Source organism: Aminobacter carboxidus (genome assembly GCF_014863355.1).
Taxonomy (GTDB): Bacteria; Pseudomonadota; Alphaproteobacteria; order Rhizobiales; family Rhizobiaceae; genus Aminobacter; species Aminobacter carboxidus.
In genome coordinates this window covers 761,819-777,037 of the sequence record NZ_JACZEP010000002.1, presented here as the reverse complement: position 1 = coordinate 777,037, position 15,219 = coordinate 761,819, and the positions used below count along the sequence as shown (strand labels likewise).

Here is a 15,219-nt window from a genome sequence, read left to right as displayed (position 1 = left end):
CGCTCTTCCTTCGCGAACAGCGAAGGGAATAGAGCAGAAGTGCCGTAGGCTGGGGTTGGTCAAAAAGCTCGACGCGTGGACATCGTGGCAATTACCCGGCTCCGACGTTTGTATCCAACCGCAACGTGGCCGGAACTTATGGAAGCCTTCCCCGGCAGGAGCCGCCGCTGCATAAGAGAGGCGGCATGGAAGAGAGGCCTCTATCGATCGCGCAAACCCCACAAGATCAGAGGGGACCATTTGGTCGATCAATTTAAGCAGCGCTGTTTTGAGTTGAACGTCACGCTGCGAGATCTCAATGATGCTGTCGGGAACAGATACTTCCTGACGCTTCATAAAGAGCGCAGCAGGCGCCGCGCACGCCTTTCCAAAGCCTTGCGCGTTCTCAATGGGGAGCTAACGGTGGGGTGGAGAGGCCTCGAAGGAAACTAAGGCGCGTTGGCATGTCGAGTTCATCGAACGAATTTCTCAATCTGCGTGATTGGATCATGCGGCTGATCGAGGGGGAGGCGACGTCCCGCCAAAGCACTTATTTGACTGTTATTTGATGGGTTTGCCGTAGCTCGGCCAAGTGCCTGAAATAGTTGGTACGCCCAAGGGGAATCGAACCCCTGTTCCCGCCGTGAGAGGGCGGTGTCCTGACCGCTAGACGATGGGCGCAGCCGAGATCGGCGATATAGGCTGGCGATTTCGAAAAAGCAACAGGCCCAAAGGCGTTATTTGCGCCCGGGCTTGCTGCCGCAGGGGCATCAACGCTTCGGTTCGAGCAGATCCCACAGATTGCCGTGGATATCGGCGAACACCGCGACAGTGCCATAGGCTTCGTTACGTGGCGCCTCGCGGAATTCGACGCCGTTCGCCAGCATCAGCGCATGGTCGCGGGCGAAATCATCGGTCTCGAGAAACAGGAAGACGCGGCCGCCGGTCTGGTTGCCGATGGCAGCCGTCTGCCTGTCGCCATCCGCCCTGGCGAGCAAGAGCCTCGCGCCCTTGCCACCGCCGGGCTCGACCGTCACCCAGCGCTTGCCGCCGCCGAGGTCGACATCCTCGACAAGCACGAAGCCGAGCTTTTCGACATACCAGGCGATCGCCTGGTCGTAGTCGGCGACAACGACGGAGATCGTGGCGACGCGGCGCGAAGCGGCGAAGTCGCTCACTTGTTGCGGACCTGGAACTGGCCGATCAGGCGGCGCTCGGCGATGTCGTAGAGGAAGATGGTCCGGCTGCCGTCGACGAGCTCGGCATCGATCGAGATGCGGTTGCCCGACAGCGCCTGCGACATGATCTTGGCGCCCACCGGCAACACGATCTCACCGCTGATCTGGCCGCCCGCCGGCACCTGGATATCGCCGCTCGCCACCGGTGCAACTGTCTCCGGCGTCCGCGATTTGTAGACAACGCCGCCGAGGACGGCCATAAGGGCAATCAACAACAGCCCTATATTGATGATGAAGAAGCGGACGAGTTTCCTGCGGACGCGCTCAACCGATGGGTCGAGCGGCTTGTCTTCTTCTTCGATGGCGGGCCGAGACATGTCAAACTTCCGGAACAATTGTTATGAGCGCATCAGATAGCGAAGCGACAGGCACTTTGATAGTGCTCGAGGCCGACGCCGATGCCGCAGGCCTGCGGCTCGACCAGTGGCTGGCCGGCCGCCTCGCGCCCGATCTGTCGCGCAGCCGCGTCCAGGCGCTGATCAAGCAAGGTGCCGTACGTGTTGGCGGCAACGTCGTCAGCGAGGCCAAGCGCAAGCTCGCCCCGGGCGACCAGATTGCCATCGACATGCCCGAACCCGAACCGGCCGATCCCGAGGGCGAGGCGATCCCGCTCGACATCCTTTATGAGGACGACGAGCTGATCGTCATCAACAAGCCGGCCGGCCTTGTCGTTCATCCCGGTGCCGGCAACTGGACCGGGACGCTGGTCAACGCGCTGATCCATCATTGCGGCGATAGCCTGTCGGGCATTGGCGGCGTCAAGCGGCCGGGCATCGTCCACCGCCTCGACAAGGAAACCTCAGGCGTCATGGTCGTTGCCAAGACCGACCGCGCCCACAAGTCGCTGTCCGAGGCCTTCGCCGATCACGGCCGCACCGGCGACCTCGAACGCGCCTATGATGCGCTCGTCTGGGGCTTCCCGCAGCGCATGACCGGGACGATCGACGCCCCGCTCGGCCGCCATGCCGACCGCGTCCGCCGCGCCGTGGTGCCGGAGCACCGCGACGACGCCCGCCACGCCATCACCCATTTCACCGTGCTGGAGCGTTTCGGCTCCGAGCAAGGCGAATTTGCCGCCGCCAGCCTGGTCGAGTGCCGACTCGAAACCGGCCGCACCCACCAGATCCGCGTCCACATGGCCCATATCGGCCACCCGGTCCTCGGCGACCCCGATTACGGCCAGGCTTTCCGCACCAAGTCGAACCGCTTGCCCGAACCGCTCAAGTCGAACGTCAAGGCGTTTCCGCGCCAGGCTTTGCATGCCCGCCTTCTTGCATTTCGCCATCCGGCTACCCATCTGATCATGCGGTTCGAGGCACCCTTGCCTCGCGACATGGGGGAATTGGTCGAAGGCTTTCGCAATCTCTGAACCTTCGATCAGAAAACCTGACTCGTATTGTTCACTTAGGCGTGACACTCTGTTTCGCGTTGAACAAATCGTGTCTTTTCTGGTTTTGTTCCTGTATAAGACTCCATGGCGCGACAGGCATTCGGCAGCCGCGCCACATGCTCGCCTGGATCAGGGAGCATTTCTCGTGAAGAGGGAGGGCGCTTTATGGCCCAGTCACTACCTAGTATCGTCTCCGGCGAAGGCGGCCTCAGCCGCTACCTGGAAGAAATCCGCCGCTTTCCGATGCTCCAGCCGCAGGAAGAGTACATGCTCGCCAAGCGGTACAACGAGCATGAGGACACCTCGGCCGCCCACAAGCTGGTCACCAGCCATCTGCGTCTCGTGGCCAAGATCGCCATGGGCTATCGCGGCTATGGCCTGCCGATCGGCGAGGTCATCTCGGAAGGCAATGTCGGCCTGATGCAGGCCGTCAAGAAATTCGAGCCGGAGCGTGGTTTCCGTCTCGCCACCTATGCCATGTGGTGGATCAAGGCCTCGATCCAGGAGTACATCCTGCGCTCGTGGTCGCTGGTCAAGATGGGCACCACCGCCAACCAGAAGCGCCTGTTCTTCAACCTGCGCAAGGTCAAGGGCAAGATCCAGGCGCTCGACGACGGCGACCTGAAGCCCGAGCACATCACCGAGATCGCCACCCGCCTCAACGTCTCCGAGGCTGAAGTGGTGTCGATGAACCGCCGCCTGTCGGGCGACGCTTCGCTCAACGCGCCGATCCGCGCCAGCGAAGGCGAGTCGGGCGAGTGGCAGGACTGGCTTGTCGACGACCATGACAGCCAGGAAACCATGCTCATCGAGCAGGACGAGCTCGACAACCGCCGCGGCATGCTGGCGAGCGCCATGTCGGTGCTCAACGACCGCGAAAAGCGCATCTTCGAGGCGCGCCGTCTTTCCGACGAGCCGCTGACGCTGGAAGAGCTTTCGTCCGAGTTCGACATCTCGCGCGAGCGCGTCCGCCAGATCGAGGTTCGTGCTTTCGAAAAGGTCCAGGATGCGGTCAAGGCCGCAGCCAAGAAGCAGGCCCAGGCGCTCCGCACCATCGACGCCTGAGACTGACAGTCTCACCGAACAAAAAACGCGCCGGCAAAACCGGCGCGTTTTTGCGTTTTGGCATGATTACGCCATTGGGTGTGGCTGCCAACTCAAACCGGCACCGTCAGATCAACGGCCGCGTTGAGGCATGGATCCCCGTGACCCTTCGCAGCTTCGCCGCTACGGGCACGAGGATGACGAGATGGGGGGCGTCTCGACCAATCGCGAACGTCGGCGATTAGCGCGCAGATCATGGCTTCCGTCATCCTCGGGTCGGAGCGCGAGCGCAGCGCGCGGCGGAGATCCCGGGGATCCATGCCGTTACGGTTGCAAAATCGGCGACGGCGCCAGATTGCCTCTTGAATGCAACCCTCGCGGAGCCGCCAATAGGCGGTGACCGCACCAGCCCCGCAGCCAAGAAGCAGGCCCAGGCGCTCCGCACCATCGACGCCTGAGACTGACAGCTTCACCGAACAAAAAACGCGCCGGCAAAACCGGCGCGTTTTTCTTTTCGGTCTCCATCCTCCCCTCGAAGATGAAGGCCCGTCCCTAAACTTTCTTGGTCAGGCTCAGCGCCATCTGTTCCATGCGCTCGGCCAGCGAGCCCAGCGCGCCGGTCAGCGCGGCATCGTTCTTGTCGGCCTTGGTCAGCGCGTCGTCGCGCGTCTTGCGCAGCGTCAGGACCTCGGTTTCCATGCCCTTGACGCGCTTCTGCAGTTCCGACAGCTCGTCCATCACCATGATGCCGGCCATGACGGTCAGGCGCTGGTCGCCGATCTCGCCGAACGAGTCCTTGAGGTGCAGCACATAGCGGTCGAAGCGGCTGGCGAGGTCGATGAGGTGCTCTTCCTGCCCCTCGTCACAGGCCATGCGGTATTGCTTGCCATCGATGGTAACGGTGACTTGCGCCATCTCCATCCTACCTGTCCAGCACGGCGCGGATGGTCTCCATCGCCGTCACGAGCCGCCGCGAGACTTCCTTGTTGGCTTCTTCCAGCCGTTCGGCGCGGGCCTCGGAATTGTCGAGCTCCTGCGCCAGGCGCGCCCGATCGGCATTCATGCGCTGGACCTCGGCTTCGGCTTCGCCGTAATCCTGCTCATGTTCGAGCCGTGCGGCGACCGCGCCCTCAAGCGTATCGATCGCCTTGCCTAGCCGGCCAATGACTTCTCTGAGTGTCGTATCCCCGGTCATGGCTCCCGTAGACCCTCGCCCATCACCGAATCGCGCACGTTTCTGAACGCGTTATCACTGAAACATTAGGCACCGGTTGAAGGAAGCGTCAACAAAGCTGTTTTGTCTTTCCCCCATTAAGCGTGTCCAGCCCGACACAGGAAAGTGGCTGAGGCGTGACTTGGCGCCGCAATGCGGTGGCGAAAACGCACCGATTTATTGACTCAAGCCCTGTGCCTGCTATGTGTCGCGCACTTTTCCGGGGCTCCCATCGGCCCCAGTTTCCACGGCTTATGGGAGGGACGATGTCCTCGCGCGAAAAACACGACCGGATGGCCAATGCGATCCGCTTTTTGTCCATGGATGCCGTCGAGAAGGCCAACTCCGGCCATCCCGGCCTGCCGATGGGCGCCGCCGACATCGCCACCGTGCTCTACACCCGCTTCCTCAAGCATGACCCGGCCAACCCGAACTGGCACGACCGCGACCGCTTCGTGCTTTCGGCCGGCCATGGCTCGATGCTGCTCTACTCGCTGCTCTATTTGTCGGGCTACGAGGACATGACCATCGAGCAGATCAAGAATTTCCGCCAGCTCGGCTCCAAGACCGCCGGCCACCCCGAATACGGCCACGCCGCCGGCATCGAGACGACCACCGGCCCGCTCGGCCAGGGTCTCGCCAACGCGGTCGGCATGGCGCTCGCCGAACGCATCATGAATGCCCAGTTCGGCGACAAGCTCGTCGACCATTACACCTACGTGCTCGCCGGCGACGGTTGCCTGATGGAAGGCATCTCGCAGGAGGCGCTGTCTTTTGCCGGTCACCTCAAGCTCAACAAGCTGGTCGTCTTCTGGGACCACAACAACATTTCGATCGACGGCCCGATCTCGCTTGCCGACTCGACCGACCAGCTCGCCCGTTTCGCCGCATCGGGCTGGAACACGCTGGCCATCGACGGCCATGACCCGGAAGCCATCGCCGGCGCCATCGAGGCCGCCAAGCGTTCCGACCGCCCGACGATGATCGCCGCCAAGACCACCATCGGCTTCGGCTCGCCGGCCAAGGCCGGCACCAACAAGGTCCACGGTTCGCCGCTTGGCGCTGCCGAGATCGAAGCCACCCGCAAGGCGCTCGGCTGGGAATACCCGGCCTTCGAGATTCCCTCCGACATCCTCGACGCATGGCGCCTCGCCGGCCTCAACTCGGCCAAGAAGCGCAACGACTGGGAAAAGCGCCTCGGCGAGACCGAGACCGAAATCCGTGGCGAGTTCGAGCGCCGCATGCGCGGCGACCTGCCGGCCGGCTTCGATGCCGCGATTGCCGACTACAAAAAGAAGCTCGCCGCCGACAAGCCGAAGGTCGCGACCCGCAAGTCGTCGGAAATGGCGCTCGAGGTCATCAACGGCGTCGTGCCCGAGACCATCGGCGGCTCAGCCGACCTGACCGGCTCAAACAACACCAAGACCAGCCAGACCAAGCCGATCTCGGCTGAGGACTACGGCCAGCGCTTCGTCCATTACGGCATCCGCGAACTCGGCATGTGCGCTGCGATGAACGGCATGGCGCTGCATGGCGGCGTCATCCCCTACTCCGGCACCTTCCTGTGCTTCTCCGACTATGCCCGCCCGGCCATGCGCCTGGCGTCCCTGATGGGCATCCGCGTCGGCTTCGTCATGACCCACGATTCGATCGGTCTCGGCGAAGACGGCCCGACCCACCAGCCGGTCGAGCACCTGGCAGCCCTGCGCGCCATCCCCAACCACATCGTCTTCCGCCCGGCTGATGCCATGGAAGCCGCCGAGTGCTGGCAGCTGACGCTTGAAAACCGCGCCACCCCGTCGACGCTGGCGCTTACCCGCCAGAACCTGCCGGCGGTGCGCACCGAATATGTCGAGGAAAACCTCTGCGGCTACGGCGCCTATGAACTCGCCACCGCCGACGGCGATGCCGAAGTCACCATCTTCGCCACCGGCTCCGAGGTCGAGATCGCGCTCGATGCCCGCAAGCTGCTGCAGGCCGCCGGCCATCCGACCCGCGTCGTGTCGGTTCCCGCCTTCGAGCTGTTCGAACAGCAAAGCCCCGAATACCGCAAGGCGATGATCGGCAATGCCAAGGTCAAGGTCGCCATCGAGGCCGGCATTCGCATGGGCTGGGACAGCTTCATCGGCAGCGACGGCATCTTCATCGGCATGCACGGCTTCGGCGCCAGCGCCCCGATCGAAGAGCTCTACAAGCATTTCGGCATCACCGCCGAGGCCGCCGCAAAGGCAGCCACGGCACGGCTTCAGGCATAGACGTCCCCCAGGAGAACCAACATGACCGTTAGAGTTGCCATCAATGGTTTCGGCCGCATCGGCCGCAACATCGTGCGTGCCATCTATGAGTCGGGCCGCAAGGACATCGACGTCGTTGCCGTCAACGATCTCGGCCCGGTCGAGACCAATGCCCACCTGCTGCGCTATGACAGCGTGCATGGCCGCTTCCCGCACGAAGTGAAGGTCGAAGGCGATTCCATCAACATCGGCACCGACAAGTTCAAGGTCACCGCGATCAAGGATCCGTCGCAGCTGCCGTGGAAGGAACTGGGCGTCGACATCGCGCTCGAATGCACCGGCATCTTCACCTCCAAGGACAAGGCCTCGGCACACCTGACCGCCGGCGCCAAGCGCGTCATCGTCTCGGCACCCGCCGACGGCGCCGACCTGACCGTCGTCTACGGTGTCAACCACGACAAGATCACCAAGGACCACATCGTCATTTCGAATGCGTCCTGCACCACCAACTGCCTGGCCCCCGTCGCCATGGTCCTCAACAATGCCTTCGGCATCGAAAAGGGCTTCATGACCACGATCCACGCCTATACCGGTGATCAGCCGACCCTCGACACCATGCACAAGGATCTCTACCGCGCCCGCGCCGCGGCGATGTCGATGATCCCGACCTCGACCGGTGCCGCCAAGGCCGTCGGCCTGGTGCTGCCGGAACTGAAGGGCAAGCTCGACGGCGTTTCGATCCGCGTGCCGACCCCCAACGTCTCGTGCATCGACTTCAAGTTCCTGGCCAAGAAGAACGTCACGGTCGAAGAGGTCAATGCGGTGCTCATCGCTGCCGCCAACGGCCCGCTCAAGGGCGTGCTTGCCTTCACCGACGAGCCGCTGGTCTCCATCGACATGAACCACAACCCGGCCTCGTCGACCTTCGCGCTCGACCAGACCAAGGTCATCGAGGGCAACCTCGTGCGCGTCATGTCCTGGTACGACAACGAGTGGGGCTTCTCCAACCGCATGGCCGACACGGCCGTCGTGATGGGCCGCACCATCGGCTGATTGATCTTGAATGGTGCATGATCCTTTCCGAAAATCGAATTCGATTCTCGGGGTCATGCACTAACCCATTGGCAACGCCCGGCTTCGGCCGGGCGTTTTCATTTTTGCCGCAATGCAAAAAACTTTGGTCCAAGCCGGCAAAAATCCATTCTTGCTTGGACATGGCCTTTTCTTCGCCGCACTCTCAACCGACGCAACGAACAGGTGGTTCGCAGACGGGTCGGGGATGGAACAGGCGGTATATCTCATCACGCTGGTAGGCACCGCGCTGGTCGTGGCGGCGGCGTTTTCAAGCCTGATCGCCTTCCGCTTCGGCGCCCCCTTGCTGTTGCTGTTCCTCGGCATCGGCCTTGCCAGCGGCGTCGACGGCCTCGGCATCGTCTTCGACAATGCCCACATCGCCTATTTCGTCGGCGCCATAGCACTTGCCGTCATCCTGTTTGACTCAGGCTTCGGCACGCCTGTCGGCGTGTTACGCCAGGCCGGCATGCCGGCCCTCACGCTTGCCACCATCGGCGTCGGCATCACCACCGTCGTCTTCGGCATCGCCGCCTATTACCTCACCGGCTTCACCTGGCTCGAATCCTTCCTGCTCGGGGCCGCCGTCGCCTCGACCGATGCTGCGGCCGTGTTCTTCCTGCTGCGCGCCGGCAACATCAACCTGCGCGAGCGCGTCCGCTCGACGCTCGAAATCGAGTCCGGCACCAACGACCCGATCGCCATCTTCCTGACCATCACCCTGGTCGAGATCATCGCGCTCGGCGCCAAGCCCGACACCGACCTTTTGCTCGTCGATCTCGTCGTCGGCTTCTTCGTCCAGATGATCCTGGGTGCCGCCATCGGCCTGCTCGGCGGCTTCCTGATCGTCAAGCTGGTCGAACGGCTCAACCTCGACCGCGGCCTGTTGCCGATCTTCGTGCTGACGCTGTCGCTGCTGGTCTTCGCCGCAGCGGGTGCTGTCGGCGGCTCGGGCTTCCTTGCCGTCTATCTCGCCGGCCTCGTCGCCGGCAATTCCGACATCCGCGCGGTCTCGACGCTGAAGCGTTTCCAGGACGGTATGTCCTGGCTCGCCCAGATCATCATGTTTTTGGTGCTTGGCCTGTTTGCCACGCCGTCGCAGTTTCCCGAGATCGTCCTGTCGGCGCTGTTGCTCGGCTTCTTCCTGATGTTCGTCGCCAGGCCCCTTGCGGTCTGGCTGTGCCTGATCCCGTTCAAGTTCCCGCGCCAGGAAACCGCCTTTATCTCCTGGGTCGGCCTGCGTGGTGCCGTCTCCATCCTGCTTGCCATCACGCCGGTGCTCGGCGGGCTCGAAAACGGCCGCGATATCTTCAACATCGCCTTCATCATCGTGTTGTCGTCGCTGGTGATCCAGGGCTGGACCGTCGGCCCGCTCGCCCGCCGCCTTGGCCTGATCGTGCCGCAGCGCTTCGGCCCGCTCGACAAGGTCGAGCTCGAACTGCCCGGCTCGGCCCACCACGAACTGCTCGCCTACCGCGTCGTTCCAGGCAGCCCAGTGGCCAAGGGCCAGCGCGTCCCGCGCTGGGCGAGGCCTTCACTGGTCGTGCGCGACGGCCGTTCGATGCGCTTCCAGGACATGGGCCGCCTGCAGGCCGGCGACAACGTCTACATCTTCGTGCCCGACCGCTATCCGCGCCTGCTCGACCGGCTGTTTGCCTCCCGCGCCGAAGTCCATGCCGAGGACGAGGACTTCTTCGGCGCCTTCACCGTCGACCAGACCCACCTCGCCGGCGAGCTCGTCGCCATCTACGGCGCGTCGGTGAAGGACGAGGAACTCAAGCTGACCATCGCCGACCTGATCAAGCAACGGCTGCGCGGCCATGTCGAATATGCCGACCGCGTCTCGCTCGGGCTGATCGACCTGATCGTCCGCGACGTCGACGAAAAGGGCCGCATCATGTCGGTCGGCCTGTCGATCGAGCCTGCCCCTCCTCCACCGCCCGTGCCGGTGTTCCTGAGCGGCGGCGAAATCAGCGACCGCATCAAGCGCTTTCTCGCCCGGCGTTCAGGCAAGGCATCCGCCAAGCAGGAGACGCCGGCGACAACCTCGGAAGGCTTGCCCGAGGACGCGTGAGGATGAAGGACTGCGCATGTTTTCAGTTTGGGACAGCCGCAGCGACGGTTCAGAAATCTCCTGATCGACATCAGAAACCCACTATTTTCCACCCGCCGCCCCCCACAAACCTTGCATCCGCGTCGGCGCTGGCTATGGTCCGCGCGATCTCGCGGCGTATCGGCAGATGCGCGCCCAATGAGGAAAGGGAAACCCCATGGCCGGCTTCAGGACTCTCGACACCATCGGCAACGTCAGCGGCAAGCGGGTTCTGGTCCGCGTCGACCTCAACGTGCCGATGGCCGACGGCAAGGTTTCCGACGCAACCCGCATCGAGCGCGTCGCGCCCACCATCTCCGAGCTGTCCGGCAAGGGCGCCAGGGTCATCCTGCTCGCCCATTTCGGCCGCCCGAAGGACGGCCCCGATCCGGCTCTGTCGCTGGCCCCCATCGCCGCGGCAACATCAGAGGTCATCGGCCGCCCGGTCGGCTTTGCCGCCGACTGCATCGGCGACAAGGCGGCAAGCGCCGTCGCCGCGATGAAGGACGGCGACATCCTGCTTTTGGAAAACACCCGCTTCTACAAGGCCGAGGAAAAGAACGATCCTGATTTCGTCGAGCAGCTTGCCGCCAATGGCGACATCTTCGTCAACGACGCCTTCTCGGCCGCCCACCGCGCGCATGCCTCGACCGAAGGCCTCGCCCACAAGCTGCCGGCCTATGCCGGGCGCACCATGCAGGCCGAGCTCGAGGCGCTGGAAAAGGGCCTGGGCAACCCGGTCAAGCCGGTCGTCGCCATCGTCGGCGGCGCCAAGGTCTCGTCCAAGATCGACCTGCTGATGAACCTGGTGAAGAAGGTCGACGCACTGGTCATCGGCGGCGGCATGGCCAACACCTTCCTCGCCGCGCGCGGCACCGATGTCGGCAAGTCGCTGTGCGAGCACGACCTTGCCGCCACTGCCAAGCAGATCATGATCGAAGCAGCGAGCGCGGGCTGCGCCATCATCCTGCCGTCGGACGGCGTCATCGCCCGCGAGTTCAAGGCCGGTGCCGCCAACGAGGTCGTCGCCATCGACGCGGTTCCAGCCGATGCGATGATCCTCGACGTCGGCCCGAAGACCGTCGCCTCGATCAACGACTGGATCGACCGTGCGTCGACGCTGGTCTGGAACGGCCCGCTCGGCGCCTTCGAGATCACCCCTTTCGACAAGGCGACCGTCTCCGCCGCCCAGCACGCAGCCGCCCGCACCAAGGCCGGCAAGCTCGTCTCGGTCGCCGGCGGCGGCGACACGGTGGCCGCCCTCAACCATGCCGGCGTAGCCGACGACTTCTCCTACGTCTCCACCGCCGGCGGCGCGTTCCTCGAATGGATGGAAGGCAAGGAACTGCCTGGCGTGGAAGTGCTCAAGGCCTGACGCGTAACGGTTTTCCTCCCTTGCGAAAGCGGGGGAGGATTCATTTCATGCGACAACGGCGTAGTCGGCGCCACGCGCCGCTCTCCGCCTCGCTGCGCTCGGCACCTCTCCCCAACGGGCGAGGAACCCAAGCTGGAGAGGCGCGGTACTGGTGAACCTATCAGGGACCTAGGTTCCTCGCCCCTCTGGGGGAGAGGTGGCCCGGAGGGCCGGAGAGGGGTTTCAGCGTCGACCTGACCTCGCTGTAGGGCTGTCCAGCTCCCTTTACACCGGCTTGGCGTATTGCTCGGCGCTCATCACCTCGATGCAGACGAAACGTTCGTTGCCTTCGACCCAGGCATCGTGGCCCGGCGGAATGGTGTAGGAGGCACCTTGCTTGAGCGTCTTTTCGGTCCCGTCATTCAGCCTCACCGTAAGGGTGCCCGAGACGACGTAGCCGACATGCGACACCTGGCAGCTGTCTGTCTTGACCACCGGCTTGACGCATTCCGACCACCGCCATCCCGGCTCCATGTTGAGGCGACCAAGGGTGAAACCTGTCAGCCGGACCACCTCGACGCGGGTCTTGTCGGGCGCACGCACCTCGTCTGGTTCGTTGTGAGACTTGAACTCGAATTTCGTCACGTTCATTCCGCCATCGGCCATGGCTTCCTCCCATCATCGTCATGCGCACAGGCGCATGCGGAGGGCATTTATTTTAGCACTCACTGATATAATAGATAGGCGAAGGCCTGCTGCTTGCGGACGTCCGAAATGGCCTTCATCGGGCCGAGTCGAAGTGGCCAGGCTCGAGGCCAGCCAATGTACTTTTATCTATTCAGAAGTATATAAGTTCATATTTTCGACAACTGCGCGTTGTTCTTGCCCCAGATCTAAAACGATTGAAATAATTTCAATCGGTTATAGGCTTGTTGCCGGCATTCCGTTCGGGAAAACCATCTGCTATGCGCGCCGCATCTGATCAGGAGAAACTTGTATGAGCGAACGTCTCGAAGACATCGCCGTCGCCATGGTTGCGAACGGCAAGGGCATTCTGGCTGCGGACGAAAGCTCCGGCACCATCAAGAAGCGTTTCGACGTCATCGGCGTCGAGTCGACGGCCGATAGCCGCCGCGACTATCGCGAAATGATGTTCCGTACCAAGGAGGCGATGACCAAGTACATCTCCGGCGTCATCCTCTACGACGAGACCATTCGCCAGAGCGCTGCCGACGGCACGCCGCTGGTCGAGCTCATCAAGGCATCCGGCGCCATCCCCGGCATCAAGGTCGATGCCGGTGCCAAGGGCATCGTCAACTTCCCCGGCGATACCATCACCGAAGGCCTCGACGGCCTGCGCGAGCGCATGGCCGAGTACTACAAACTCGGTGCCCGCTTCGCCAAATGGCGCGCCGTGATCGACATCGACACCACCCGCAACGTGCCTTCGGCCTATTCGCTGTCGGCCAACACCCAGGCGCTCGCCCGCTACGCAGCACTGTGCCAGGAAGCCGGCATCGTGCCGATCGTCGAGCCGGAAGTGCTGATGGACGGCGCCCACGACATCGACACCTGCTACGACGTCACCAAGGCGACGCTGGTCAAGCTCTATGACGAGCTCTACGCCGCCCGCGTCAACCTCGAAGGCACGATCCTGAAGCCGAACATGGTCATCTCCGGCAAGAAGGCCGCAAGGCAGGCCAGCGCCGAAGAGATCGCCGAAAAGACCATCAAGCTGTTCCGCGAGACGGTTCCAGCGGCGGTCCCGGGCATCGCCTTCCTGTCGGGCGGCCAGTCCGACGAGGAGGCAACCGCCAACCTCAACGCCATCAACGCGATTGGCCCGCATCCGTGGAAGCTGACCTTCTCCTACGGCCGCGCGCTGCAGGCAGCGCCGCAGAAGGCATGGTCGGGCAAGGTCGAAAACCTCGGTGCCGGCCAGGCCGCCTTCACCCACCGTGCCCACATGAACCACCTGGCGGCACTTGGCCAGTGGCAACAGGCGCTGGAGAAGGCGGCGTAAGCCGAGACTTCAGGCAGAAATGCAAAAAGCCCCTGAGCAATCAGGGGCTTTTTTGTTTGCGCGGCCATAACCGTGCCGCGAACTGGAATGTTGGCACAATTGCAGCTGGCTGCTCAATCGCCTGGATTTTCTCCATGATCGGAGGCCCAAAACTCACACCCAAGCAGTTTTGTCATGCTTGTTGTTTGCGCTTGTGTCTGGATTGTTGGCACGCTGTTCGGGCCGATTGGCTGGTTTCTTGGAGCGGGCATCGGTCTGACGGCATACTAGCCATCGTCTTCACAATTGCCGACAAGGAGGAACGCCGTCGCGACAAGGAAGACAGCGCCACCGGCGAGCCGTCCTCAAGCGGGTGCCTACCGAACGGACCTGGGCCCGCCGCCCTCCACATCAATCCTGATATGTATACGACGCGCACATCTCGTCGCTGCTCTCCGGCGGTTCGTCGCCGGTGAACACGGCAACGATCGTCAGGCCCTCGCCGCCGCTCCAGCTGGCGAGGTAGGTCACGTCGCCCGCCCCGCACAGCCTGTTGCCGTTTTCCAGTTCGGGGTCGGAGGGATCCTCCACGCTGTAGACGGACGCGTTGACGCGGCTGCCGTCGACGACGAAATGGTCGCCCAGCAAGGCCGCGAACTTCAGGGACTCGCCATTGGCGAAAGTGATGGAGAAATCATCCATCGAGATGTCGCCGGTGATGCTCTCGGCGGTGGTGGAGAAGGCGCGGTAGCGGTCGCCCTCGGCGAATGCCGGCGTGGTCGCAGCGATGAGCAGGCCAAGAATGGCAGGCAGTATCCGTTTGGTGTTCATTGTTCCCCCTCGTCGCTCACCCGGCGAACTCCGTGGCAGCCGGCAGCAAGAGCCTGCTCTGTCACGCCATGTGAGCGCCGGCAAGGCCCAGAAAGGATGTGCCGCGAGCCCTTTCGAGCCGGTGCAGCCAAGCCAATTCCGGCTCTTCAACCATGAGGCGTTATGCGGCTCGCTTCCCCCGCCGGTTTGGCGTATGAGCGGCGATGGAAAACGTCAGGTTCGAAACTCCCGTCACCGTGAAGGCCGATCCGGCCGGCACCCCGCTACTCCTGCGCACCGCAAAAGAAGCTTCCGCCTTCCTGCTCAACAGCTGGCCCGGCAAGCGCAGCCCCAAGCATCGTGCGGCCCTGCAGGCCTGCTCCGACGCCATGTCGGGCGAAAAGCCTGTCATGTCGGCACGGCGCGCCTTCATCGCTGCGGCGCGCGAGGTCAACGTCTTCATCAACGACAAGGACTGACCGGCGCACCGGCCCGGGATCAAGGGCCGGATACGCGGTTCGGTAGCGCCCTTGGCGGCGCCTGCGGCGGCTATTCCTGGTTTTCGGTTTCGCCTTCCGGCTCCGACTCCATCTCCGTATCGGACTTTCCGCGCTGCTTGGCTTCGGCCTTGGCGGCCAGCTTGTCGGCCTTTTTCGCCGCCTTGGCGCGATCGCGGTCGCGGCGTTCCTGATTGTAGTTCGTCGGTCTGGGCATCTTTGTCCTCTTTTTCTGGCTTGTGCCTGCCTAGGGCGATACGCCCGCGAATACAACCAGCCATGTCGGCACACCACC

15 protein-coding genes and 1 tRNA gene are annotated in these 15,219 nt (G+C 63.3%); 8 read left to right on the top strand and 8 right to left on the bottom strand.

Annotation, left to right across the window (positions count from 1 at the left end):
- Positions 1 to 585: 585 nt before the first annotated feature.
- The 3 genes from IHE39_RS11500 to IHE39_RS11490 form a co-directional block, all read right to left on the bottom strand.
- Positions 586 to 660: transfer RNA gene (locus tag IHE39_RS11500), tRNA-Glu, on the bottom strand.
- Positions 661 to 749: 89 nt separating this feature from the next.
- Complete coding sequence (locus IHE39_RS11495) at positions 750 to 1,157, bottom strand: VOC family protein (RefSeq protein ID WP_192566525.1); 408 nt, start codon at positions 1,155 to 1,157, stop codon at positions 750 to 752.
- On the bottom strand, positions 1,154 to 1,534 hold the full coding sequence (locus IHE39_RS11490; protein ID WP_192566524.1) for a fimbrial protein: 381 nt from the start codon (positions 1,532 to 1,534) through the stop codon (positions 1,154 to 1,156). Before IHE39_RS11490 ends, IHE39_RS11495 begins: the two co-directional genes overlap by 4 nt.
- Positions 1,535 to 1,557: 23 nt before the next feature.
- Between IHE39_RS11490 and IHE39_RS11485 the strand changes: the two genes are divergently transcribed.
- Together IHE39_RS11485 and rpoH are read left to right on the top strand one after the other, a co-directional pair.
- Positions 1,558 to 2,586 carry an RluA family pseudouridine synthase gene (locus IHE39_RS11485; RefSeq protein WP_184772509.1) on the top strand — a complete coding sequence of 343 codons (1,029 nt, stop codon included), beginning with the start codon at positions 1,558 to 1,560 and terminating at the stop codon, positions 2,584 to 2,586.
- A gap of 186 nt (positions 2,587 to 2,772) precedes the next feature.
- On the top strand, positions 2,773 to 3,672 hold the full coding sequence (gene rpoH, locus IHE39_RS11480; protein WP_192566523.1) for an RNA polymerase sigma factor RpoH: 900 nt from the start codon (positions 2,773 to 2,775) through the stop codon (positions 3,670 to 3,672).
- A 531-nt stretch (positions 3,673 to 4,203) separates the two neighbouring features.
- Here the strand turns inward: rpoH and IHE39_RS11475 are convergent.
- On the bottom strand, positions 4,204 to 4,566 hold the full coding sequence (locus IHE39_RS11475; RefSeq protein ID WP_184772511.1) for a cell division protein ZapA: 363 nt from the start codon (positions 4,564 to 4,566) through the stop codon (positions 4,204 to 4,206).
- Between the two features lie 7 nt (positions 4,567 to 4,573).
- Entirely contained in the window at positions 4,574 to 4,846 is a 273-nt protein-coding gene (locus IHE39_RS11470; protein ID WP_115730532.1) for a DUF4164 domain-containing protein, read from the bottom strand.
- Positions 4,847 to 5,130: 284 nt separating this feature from the next.
- On the opposite strand from IHE39_RS11470, the gene tkt reads away from it, so the two are divergent.
- From tkt to IHE39_RS11450, 4 genes are all read left to right on the top strand, one after another.
- Positions 5,131 to 7,119, top strand: coding sequence for a transketolase (gene tkt / locus IHE39_RS11465; RefSeq protein ID WP_184772513.1), 1,989 nt, complete (start codon positions 5,131 to 5,133; stop codon positions 7,117 to 7,119).
- A gap of 21 nt (positions 7,120 to 7,140) precedes the next feature.
- On the top strand, positions 7,141 to 8,151 hold the full coding sequence (gene gap, locus IHE39_RS11460; RefSeq protein WP_184772515.1) for a type I glyceraldehyde-3-phosphate dehydrogenase: 1,011 nt from the start codon (positions 7,141 to 7,143) through the stop codon (positions 8,149 to 8,151).
- A 226-nt stretch (positions 8,152 to 8,377) separates the two neighbouring features.
- Positions 8,378 to 10,243: a potassium/proton antiporter gene (locus IHE39_RS11455; RefSeq protein WP_184772517.1), complete on the top strand. Its 1,866-nt coding sequence runs from the start codon at positions 8,378 to 8,380 to the stop codon at positions 10,241 to 10,243.
- Positions 10,244 to 10,439: 196 nt separating this feature from the next.
- Positions 10,440 to 11,636, top strand: coding sequence for a phosphoglycerate kinase (locus IHE39_RS11450; protein ID WP_192566522.1), 1,197 nt, complete (start codon positions 10,440 to 10,442; stop codon positions 11,634 to 11,636).
- 264 nt (positions 11,637 to 11,900) lie between these two features.
- Here IHE39_RS11450 and IHE39_RS11445 read toward each other — a convergent pair whose 3' ends face one another.
- Complete coding sequence (locus tag IHE39_RS11445) at positions 11,901 to 12,281, bottom strand: cupin domain-containing protein (RefSeq protein WP_184772521.1); 381 nt, start codon at positions 12,279 to 12,281, stop codon at positions 11,901 to 11,903.
- A 331-nt stretch (positions 12,282 to 12,612) separates the two neighbouring features.
- On the opposite strand from IHE39_RS11445, the gene IHE39_RS11440 reads away from it, so the two are divergent.
- Entirely contained in the window at positions 12,613 to 13,638 is a 1,026-nt protein-coding gene (locus IHE39_RS11440) for a class I fructose-bisphosphate aldolase (protein WP_184772523.1), read from the top strand.
- A gap of 390 nt (positions 13,639 to 14,028) precedes the next feature.
- Here the strand turns inward: IHE39_RS11440 and IHE39_RS11435 are convergent, their stop codons facing one another.
- Entirely contained in the window at positions 14,029 to 14,448 is a 420-nt protein-coding gene (locus IHE39_RS11435) for a hypothetical protein (protein WP_192566521.1), read from the bottom strand.
- Between the two features lie 203 nt (positions 14,449 to 14,651).
- Between IHE39_RS11435 and IHE39_RS11430 the strand changes: the two genes are divergently transcribed.
- Positions 14,652 to 14,906, top strand: a complete 255-nt coding sequence (locus tag IHE39_RS11430; protein WP_115730523.1) for a DUF982 domain-containing protein — start codon at positions 14,652 to 14,654, stop codon at positions 14,904 to 14,906.
- Positions 14,907 to 14,976: 70 nt separating this feature from the next.
- On the opposite strand, the gene IHE39_RS11425 is transcribed toward IHE39_RS11430, so the two are convergent.
- On the bottom strand, positions 14,977 to 15,141 hold the full coding sequence (locus tag IHE39_RS11425; protein ID WP_184772529.1) for a hypothetical protein: 165 nt from the start codon (positions 15,139 to 15,141) through the stop codon (positions 14,977 to 14,979).
- Between the last annotated feature and the right edge of the window lie 78 nt (positions 15,142 to 15,219).

Excerpts from the sequence above, each read along its gene's own strand:
- IHE39_RS11455 (WP_184772517.1), top strand. The coding sequence starts at position 8,378 with ATGGAACAGGCGGTATATCTCATCACGCTGGTAGGCACCGCGCTGGTC.
- IHE39_RS11435 (WP_192566521.1), bottom strand. The coding sequence starts at position 14,448 with ATGAACACCAAACGGATACTGCCTGCCATTCTTGGCCTGCTCATCGCT.
- IHE39_RS11430 (WP_115730523.1), top strand. The coding sequence starts at position 14,652 with ATGGAAAACGTCAGGTTCGAAACTCCCGTCACCGTGAAGGCCGATCCG.
- IHE39_RS11475 (WP_184772511.1), bottom strand. The coding sequence starts at position 4,566 with ATGGCGCAAGTCACCGTTACCATCGATGGCAAGCAATACCGCATGGCC.
- IHE39_RS11470 (WP_115730532.1), bottom strand. The coding sequence starts at position 4,846 with ATGACCGGGGATACGACACTCAGAGAAGTCATTGGCCGGCTAGGCAAG.
- IHE39_RS11445 (WP_184772521.1), bottom strand. The coding sequence starts at position 12,281 with ATGGCCGATGGCGGAATGAACGTGACGAAATTCGAGTTCAAGTCTCAC.
- gap (WP_184772515.1), top strand. The coding sequence starts at position 7,141 with ATGACCGTTAGAGTTGCCATCAATGGTTTCGGCCGCATCGGCCGCAAC.
- IHE39_RS11485 (WP_184772509.1), top strand. The coding sequence starts at position 1,558 with ATGAGCGCATCAGATAGCGAAGCGACAGGCACTTTGATAGTGCTCGAG.
- IHE39_RS11425 (WP_184772529.1), bottom strand. The coding sequence starts at position 15,141 with ATGCCCAGACCGACGAACTACAATCAGGAACGCCGCGACCGCGATCGC.
- IHE39_RS11440 (WP_184772523.1), top strand. The coding sequence starts at position 12,613 with ATGAGCGAACGTCTCGAAGACATCGCCGTCGCCATGGTTGCGAACGGC.
- rpoH (WP_192566523.1), top strand. The coding sequence starts at position 2,773 with ATGGCCCAGTCACTACCTAGTATCGTCTCCGGCGAAGGCGGCCTCAGC.
- IHE39_RS11450 (WP_192566522.1), top strand. The coding sequence starts at position 10,440 with ATGGCCGGCTTCAGGACTCTCGACACCATCGGCAACGTCAGCGGCAAG.
- tkt (WP_184772513.1), top strand. The coding sequence starts at position 5,131 with ATGTCCTCGCGCGAAAAACACGACCGGATGGCCAATGCGATCCGCTTT.
- IHE39_RS11490 (WP_192566524.1), bottom strand. The coding sequence starts at position 1,534 with ATGTCTCGGCCCGCCATCGAAGAAGAAGACAAGCCGCTCGACCCATCG.